Consider the following 7,445-nt stretch of genomic DNA (forward strand, 5'->3'; position numbering starts at 1 on the left):
TCAAGCAGTCGGAATTCATAGACCTCGAACTGGCTCGCCAACACAAGCCGGTCGAGCTGAAGCCGGTCCAGGTCGAGGTCTATGAATTCCGACTGCTTGAAGCGGCTGGATGCGAGGCGCGGTTTACCATCGAGTGCTCACCGGGGACGTACATCCGATCGCTGGCGCACGATCTGGGGCAAAAGCTGGGTTGTGGGGCGCACCTGGCCCGTATTGTCCGGACTGCTTCGGGGGAATTCACTCTCGACCAGGCAACGACCATCGAGGAGCTTCGCGCGAAAGCCCTGGCGGGGGATCCCTCGCGCTGCCTGATTCCGGTGGAGAAGCTGTTGGCAGACCTGCCTCACGTCATGGTCAATCCCCTCGTCGAGCGAAAAATCAAACACGGCGCTTCGTTTGAAATCAACCCGGCCATGATCCATGCTGGCGAGAGCCTTGGCGATCTGGATCGAGAAGGCTGGAAACCCTCCCGCCTGCGCATTTTCAATCAAAGCCGGCATCTGGTGGCCATCGGCCAGGCCATCGTGCCGCGTGTCTATCGTTCCATCGTCGTTTTGGAACCGGCGAGCTAGTCCCGTCCCCACTTACGGCAGCTACAGCAAAGGCTCGCCCCGAGCGGTCGGGGCTCGCGCCGAATGGAAATTCTTTCCTACGGTCTCGGTTTCGGATAGGCCTCTGTGCCCGCGTAGATCCCGCGGGAGGCTCCCAGTAGCCGGAACGGATGGCGGACGATGTGGGTGGTGACGCTGAGAATCAGTTCGGTCTCGACATGAGTGGCGGTGCGCTGCCCGAGGACCTGGGAAGCGCCGGGCGTGCCCTCGCGCGCATGGATCGCCTGTTGGGAGACAATGCCGGCCATCACGGTGGTTTCGCCGTCGCGCAAACGGATTTGTTGTTCCACCGAGCGGTTGGAGAGGATGGGGACGCCATTCAGGCTCACCCCGGTCAAGGAGCGAAGGTCGTATTTGAGGTGAAGGGTCACCTCGCCGCCGGCGTGCACATACGGGGTGGCCTCGATTTTCAGACCGAGATCTTCATACTGCACGGCGGGGATGGGCGGCACAAAAGTTCCGCCCAGGACGGCCTTGATCATGGCGGGAGTGAAGAAGATCGAGCTGAACGAAGCCAGTATGATCGGAAAGCGGTCCCCGACGTGCAGCTTGGCCAACTGGCCGTCACGGGCGCGAAGGATGGCGCGACGAGCATCGCGGGTGACACTGACGAGATCGCGGAGACTGGCCGTTGCTCCCGGCAGGGTGGTGAAAAAAATCGTCCGGCCGCCGCCGAAAGCGATGAGCGGGGGGATATTGAAACCGGGAACGGCGCCGCTGGCCAACAGGGCGGCAAGCTGCTCGGGAGTCAGACCGCTGATGTCAATCCCGGTCGCAAAGAGTTTTTGCAAAAGCGCGGCCAAATTCTGACCGGGCGCAATTTGTCCCAGGCTCAGGATGCGGGCCTGCTCCGGCGGGATAACCCCGAGCGCGGTCGCCTTCTGCCGGTCCACCTCGAGCATCACCACTTCCAGTATGACTTCCGCGGGAGCACCCTCGAGCGATTGGATCACTTCTTCAGCAATGCGCACGCGCGCGGGGACATCGCGCAGCGTCAAAGTCCGGCTCCGAGTGTCAAGCACCGTCCGCTGGATGCCCGCCATTTCGCGGATTGTCCGCACCATTTCGTTCATTTGTTCGGGGGTCAGGCTGTCGGGCAGAAGAAAGCTCTTCAACTCTTGAGGGTCATACTGCTTGCGCCGGTCGGGCGAATCCTGAAGAAACAAGATCGTGTGAGCGTCGAGCGAGCGCCAGAAACTTTTTGTGAGCCGGCTCGCAATCAGCATGGCAGTCTCGAAGTCGAGGTCGGGCGCTCGCAGGCGAATGGCCGCAGTAGGGAAGTTCTCTTCAAAGACAGCCCGCACCCCAAAGGCAGCGGCTGCTTGCTCGATGACCTCAGTGGCGCCTCCCTTTAAAGCGAGACTCTTTTTCTCTCGGCTCGCGGCAATTTGAAAAGGAGGGACACTCTCCGCCAGTTCCCGGCGAGCCGAATCGGGCGTGGGTACTTCTCGGATCAAAGTTTCCGCCGCTGGCCCAGCGTGGCGGGCTCGGAGGCTATCCAAGCGTTGCTGGGCCGACTCACGGCCGGGGTCGAGTTCCACGGCTTTGCGATAGGCTTCGAACGCTCCGACGTGGTCCCCGTTGCTCTGGAGGGAGTCACCTCGATGCAGATGGTTGGCGACGGCCTTTTGACGGGCTGCCTCCCGCCGGAGAAGCCAGTCGGCGCGTTCGGGCTTTAAGGAGACGGCCCCAGCAAAGCGCTCGAAGGCGGTGTCGAAGTCGCCTTGCTTCTCGGCCCGCTCGCCGGCACGGAAGAGCTTTTCGGCTTTGGAGGCTCCTCCCGCATCGGTCGGCCCCAAGAGCAGAGCCAGTAGCAAGAAGAGCGGAAGGGGTCGCAGCATCGACACCCATTCTAATGCTTCTGTCAAACCAGCGGCTTGGTAATATCGACAAAATAGTCGAGATTCAAGATTGACAAGGGGAAGGGAAGGGCCTAAACTGGCACATGGCCAGATGAAACTTAGTTGCATCTAGACTCGTTATGCTTTCTTCTCTTGTAGTTGCCCTCCGGGAAGGATTTGAAGCGGCGCTCGTTGTCGGGATTGTCCTGAGCTACTTGGGTCTGGCGCAGCGCAACGACCTCCGGCGGCCCGTGTGGCTGGGGCTCAGCCTGGCGGTGGCGGCCAGCATTGCTAGCGCCTTCCTGCTCGAACGCTGGCTTGCTTACCAGGAGGTGGTGGAAGGCTGGACCATGCTCCTTGCCTCGATGTTCGTTGCCAGCATGGTCTATTGGATGTGGCGGACGGCAAAGAAGCTGCGGGCGACCATCGAGGGGAGGGTGGCCGCAATTTCTCACCGTGGCTCGACTTCCGGCCTGTTGCTCCTGGCCTTCGTCTTTGTCATGGTTTTGCGCGAGGGACTGGAAACGGTGTTGATTGTGAGGGCCGTTTCCCTGGATTCGAGCGGGCTGGCCACGTTGGCGGGCACGGCGCTCGGGATAACGCTGGCGGTCGTCTTTGCGGTGCTCTTTTTCCGAGGCAGCCTGCGCATGGATCTCCGCAAGTTCTTTACGGTAACGAGCGTGATCCTGCTGGTGGTGGCGTTTCAAATGGCCGTCAGCGGCTTGCATGAGCTTTCCGAGGCGCAAGTCTTGCCATCGAGCAAGCAAGAGATGGCGATCATCGGCCCGCTGGTAAGAAACGACGTCTTCTTTGTCGTGGCCATCGTGCTGCTGGCGGCATGGACATTGGCGTGGGAGCTGCGTCGGCCGTCGAGAGCCGTGGGAGCCGGCAATCCGGCGGAGAGACGCCTCGAAATTTCCCGTGAACGGCGCGAGCGGCGCTGGTTCGTCTCGATCAGCACCCTGGCTGTATTGATTGTTCTGATTCTGACTGCTGACTTTGTTTACGCCCGGAGCCAGCAGGAGCTTTCCCCGGCCGTGCGCGTAAACCCGCAGGGGAGCGAGATTCGCCTGCCGCTTGTCGAATTTGCCGATGGCAATCTCCATCGTTATGCCGTCGAGGCGGAGCACACGGTGGTTCGATTCCTGGTCATCAAGAAGCCGGCGGCAGCGGCCGGCTATGGCGTGGCCTTGGATGCCTGTCAAATTTGCGGCGATTCCGGTTATTACCAGCGCAAGGGAAACGTCATCTGTCGCAATTGCGATGCGGTGGTCTATACCCCTTCGATTGGTCTGACCGGCGGTTGCAATCCGGTCCCCTTGAAATCATGGACCGAAGGCCACGAGTTGGTGGTTTCTCTTCAAGAGGTGGTGGCGGGAGCGAGTTACTTTCGACATTGAGTCATGTTCCTACGCATCATCAGCGAGTCTGTCTGGCGCAACCCGCGGCGCAAGCTGGTTATGCTTGCCGCACTGGCGCTGGGCGTGATGGTGGCAACCGCCACGCTCAACGTCCTTTTCAGTGCCGGCGACCGTCTGGCCCGGGAGTTTCGCAGCTTCGGCGCCAACGTCCTTGTGGTCCCGCAGGACGACACGCTGGCGCTCGAGATCCCCACCGGTCGGGATTTCCGCCCCGTCGAGGAGGGCGCGTATCTCCGCGTGGCCGACCTGCCGAAGCTGAAGACCATTTTCTGGCGGAACAACATTCTTGGCTTTGCTCCGATTCTGAGCCTTCCGGTGGAGGCGCGCGGGGAGAGGTTAGTGGCGGTTGGAACGTGGTTCGAGGAAACGCTCCTCCTGGCCGACGGCACGACGATGAGAACAGGCGTTCGCCGCACAAATCCTTGGTGGGATGCGCGTGGCGATTGGCCGGTTGACGGAGCGCCGGAGTGCTTGTTGGGCATCTCGCTTGCCCGGCGATGGGGCGTCCAACCGGGCGAAAGCCTCGAGGTCGGCGCTCCCGGCGGCCCCGATGGAGTGGGGGCGGTGTGGAAGGTGACGGGAATCCTTTCGACCGGCGGAGGGGAAGATGAGCAGATCATCGCGCCGCTCGCTCAGGTCGAGCGACTGGCCCCGGCCCATCGGGGGGAAGCGCGCCAGGTCCTGGTCAGCGCACTGGTGAAGCCCGAGGATGACTTTGCCCGCCGCGACCCGCGCAGCATGAACGCGGTGGACTACGATCGCTGGTATTGCACGCCCTACGTGAGTTCGATCGCGCACCAGATTGAAGAGGCCCTGCCCGGAAGCGAGGCCCGGCCGATCCGGCGGGTGGCGGAGAGCGAAGGCGTGATTTTGACGCGAGTCCGCATGTTGATGCTCCTGATCACGGCGGCGGCTCTGGTGGCTGCTGCTCTCACTGTATCCAGCACGACGGCAAGTATGATGCTCGAACGGCAGAAGGAGATCGGGTTGATGAAAGCTCTTGGGGCGGCCAACCGGGACGCCGCCCGGCTGCTCGTGGTGGAGATGGCAGTGGTGGCGCTGGCGGGAGGAGCGATCGGCTATGGAGGGGGAATCTTGCTGGCCCAGGCCATCGGGCGGAGCGTTTTTGGCGCGGCGGTGGAGCCGAAGATGGTTCTTTTTCCGCTGGTGCTCGGAATCGCCGTGGCGGTGGCGGTGGCTGGCAGTCTTCTGCCGGTTGCTCGGGCGCTCAGAACCGAGCCGGCCGCCGTTCTGAGAGGAGAGTAGGGCGTGTTCTGGCGTTTGCTGGAGAGATCGGTGGCTCATGGGCGAGGTCGCTGGGCAGTTGCGCTGCTGGCGCTCCTGGTCATTGCCGCGCTCTGCTCAGCGCTCGGCAACGTCTATTTGGACGTGAGCCGAAAACTGACGCGTGAATTCCGGGCCTATGGCGCGAATATTGTCATTGCTGGCACGGGAGTCGCCGGCGGCCAAACCCTGTTGGAGGACTCCGCGCTCGCAGCCGTTCCCGAGGACGGGAATCGAATCATCGCCCGGGCGCCCTTTCTTTATGTGGTGGCCGGCGTGGGAACGGCGAGGGTAATCGTAGCGGGCACATGGCTCGACCGGATGAGCGGCCTTTCCCCGTGGTGGAAGGTCGTCCCGCCTGGCGGGATCAAGTCGCGGGACGACTTGCGCCAATGTCTCATCGGGGAGGCGGTGGCTCGCCAATGGAATCTCGCGCCGGGGCAAGCGATCGAGCTGCGCCACCGCGGGCGGACGGCACGCCTGACCGTGGCCGGGATCATCACTGCCGGCGGCAGCGAAGACAGCCAGATCTTTGTGAATCTGCCGGTGGCCCAGGGACTGGCGGACCTGCCGGGAAAAATCGGCCTCATCCAGGTGAGCGCCAGCGGCACGCCTCAGCAGCTTGAAGGTCTGGTGGCCGGCCTCCGCCATCGCTTGCCGGATGCGGACGTGAAGCCGGTGCGCCAGGTGGCGGTCGCCGAGGGCCAACTCCTCCACCGCATCCGCTGGATGCTGGCAGCCACAACCCTGGCGATCCTGGTGGTGGTCACGCTGTGCGTGGCGGCGACCATGACGGGGATGGCATTCGAGCGCCGTTACGACATTGGCGTGATGAAGGCGCTTGGGGCCGGCGAGGGGACGGTGGTCAGGCTCTTTATGGTGGAAGCGGCTTCAATGGCGCTGGCCGGCGGCCTTGCCGGATACGGGCTGGGATTGGTTTTGGCTGCCTGGTTAGGCCGGCAGGTTTTCCACACCGGCTTCGAGGCGCGGTGGATCGTTTTTCCGTTTGTGCTCGCGGTGAGCTTGCTGGTGGCCTTGGTGGGCACGATTTTCCCCGTGCGACTCCTCCAGCGAATGCATCCGGCGGCGATCCTGCGAGGAGAATGATGGGGAAACTGGTCGAGGTCGAACATCTTTCCAAGCGCTACGGCGAGAGTGTCTGGGCGCTCCAGGATCTCTCGCTGAGTGTTGACGCGGGCGAATGGGTTGCCATCATGGGCCCGTCCGGCTCGGGCAAGACCACGCTCATCAACATCCTGGGCGGGCTGGATCAGCCGACCTCGGGCGCGGTGCGCGTGGATGGAGTCGGACTGGACAAACTTGACGCCTCCGGCCTCACCCGCTATCGCGCCGAAAAAATCGGCTTCGTCTTCCAGCAATTCCATCTGGTGCCCTATTTGACGGCGCTCGAAAACGTGATGCTGGCGCAATATTTCCACAGCTTGACCGACCAGGACGAAGCCCGCGAGGCGCTCATCTGCGTTGGCCTCCGCGACCGGCTCGACCATCGCCCTTCTCAACTCTCCGCCGGCGAGCAACAAAGGGTGTGCATTGCTCGCGCTTTGATCAACCACCCCAAGCTGATTCTGGCGGACGAGCCGACCGGAAACCTCGACGAAGTGAACGAAGCGATTGTCGTCAATCTGCTGCATGACCTCCATGCCGAGGGACACACCATTCTGCTGGTCACTCACGATCCCACCATCGGCCGGCTGGCCGACCGCCGTGTCGAGTTGCAGCACGGGAGGCTGGCGGAGATCACCATCTACCAGCCGGATGAGGAGGAGCGGTACGATCACCTGCTCGAAAGGATCTGGATTTTCCGCGAGGAGGCTCGGCAGCCGGAGATCGAGCGGGTGCGATCGAGAAGCCTGGCTGACCCGCCCCGCACCTTTGAGCGCATGGCTGAAATCGGGCTGCTCACTATCCAGGGAAGCGAACTCCGGTTGACGGGAAAGGGCGAGCGGCGCGCCCGGGATGTTGTCCGGCGTCACCGTCTGGCCGAGCGGCTGTTCATGGATTCCTTCGGCGTCGCCGACCGCGAAGCCGAGACCCAGGCGTGCAAGTTCGAGCATATCCTGAGCTCGGAAGTCACCGAAAAAATCTGCACCTTCCTCAGCCACCCCAAGAGCTGCCCGCACGGCAATCCCATCCCGCCCGGCAATTGTTGCCAGCTTGGCAACTGATATACGTAGCGCCGGCCTCTGGCCGGCATTGTTCATGTCGTGGGGGAATGCCCGCCCGGAGGCGGGGGCTACAGTCGCGCATTCCGTTCTCGGCCGGGGCAG

Annotated in this window: 6 protein-coding genes; 5 read left to right on the forward strand and 1 reads right to left on the reverse strand. The window is 62.8% G+C overall.

What is annotated here, in order from left to right:
- On the forward strand, nt 1-572 hold a 572-nt coding region (locus VIH17_02970; protein ID HEY4682192.1), incomplete at its 5' end, for a hypothetical protein.
- A gap of 77 nt (nt 573-649) precedes the next feature.
- Here the strand turns inward: VIH17_02970 and VIH17_02975 are convergent.
- Nucleotides 650-2,452 (reverse strand): hypothetical protein, encoded by a 1,803-nt coding sequence (locus VIH17_02975; GenBank protein ID HEY4682193.1) that lies wholly within the window; start codon nt 2,450-2,452, stop codon nt 650-652.
- 140 nt (nt 2,453-2,592) lie between these two features.
- On the opposite strand from VIH17_02975, the gene VIH17_02980 reads away from it, so the two are divergent.
- From VIH17_02980 to VIH17_02995, 4 genes are read left to right on the forward strand one after another with little or no spacing between them, the layout of a single operon-like run.
- Nucleotides 2,593-3,852, forward strand: coding sequence for a Fe-S-containing protein (locus VIH17_02980; protein ID HEY4682194.1), 1,260 nt, complete (start codon nt 2,593-2,595; stop codon nt 3,850-3,852).
- 3 nt (nt 3,853-3,855) lie between these two features.
- Nucleotides 3,856-5,139, forward strand: coding sequence for an ABC transporter permease (locus VIH17_02985; GenBank protein ID HEY4682195.1), 1,284 nt, complete (start codon nt 3,856-3,858; stop codon nt 5,137-5,139).
- A 3-nt stretch (nt 5,140-5,142) separates the two neighbouring features.
- The gene (locus VIH17_02990) at nt 5,143-6,264 is read left to right on the forward strand and encodes an FtsX-like permease family protein (GenBank protein ID HEY4682196.1); all 1,122 of its coding nucleotides are present in this window, start codon (nt 5,143-5,145) and stop codon (nt 6,262-6,264) included.
- Nucleotides 6,261-7,343 (forward strand): ATP-binding cassette domain-containing protein, encoded by a 1,083-nt coding sequence (locus VIH17_02995; GenBank protein HEY4682197.1) that lies wholly within the window; start codon nt 6,261-6,263, stop codon nt 7,341-7,343. Before VIH17_02990 ends, VIH17_02995 begins: the two co-directional genes overlap by 4 nt.
- The last annotated feature ends 102 nt before the right edge of the window (nt 7,344-7,445 follow it).

Source organism: Candidatus Acidiferrales bacterium (genome assembly GCA_036514995.1).
Taxonomy (GTDB): Bacteria; Acidobacteriota; Terriglobia; order Acidiferrales; family DATBWB01; genus DATBWB01.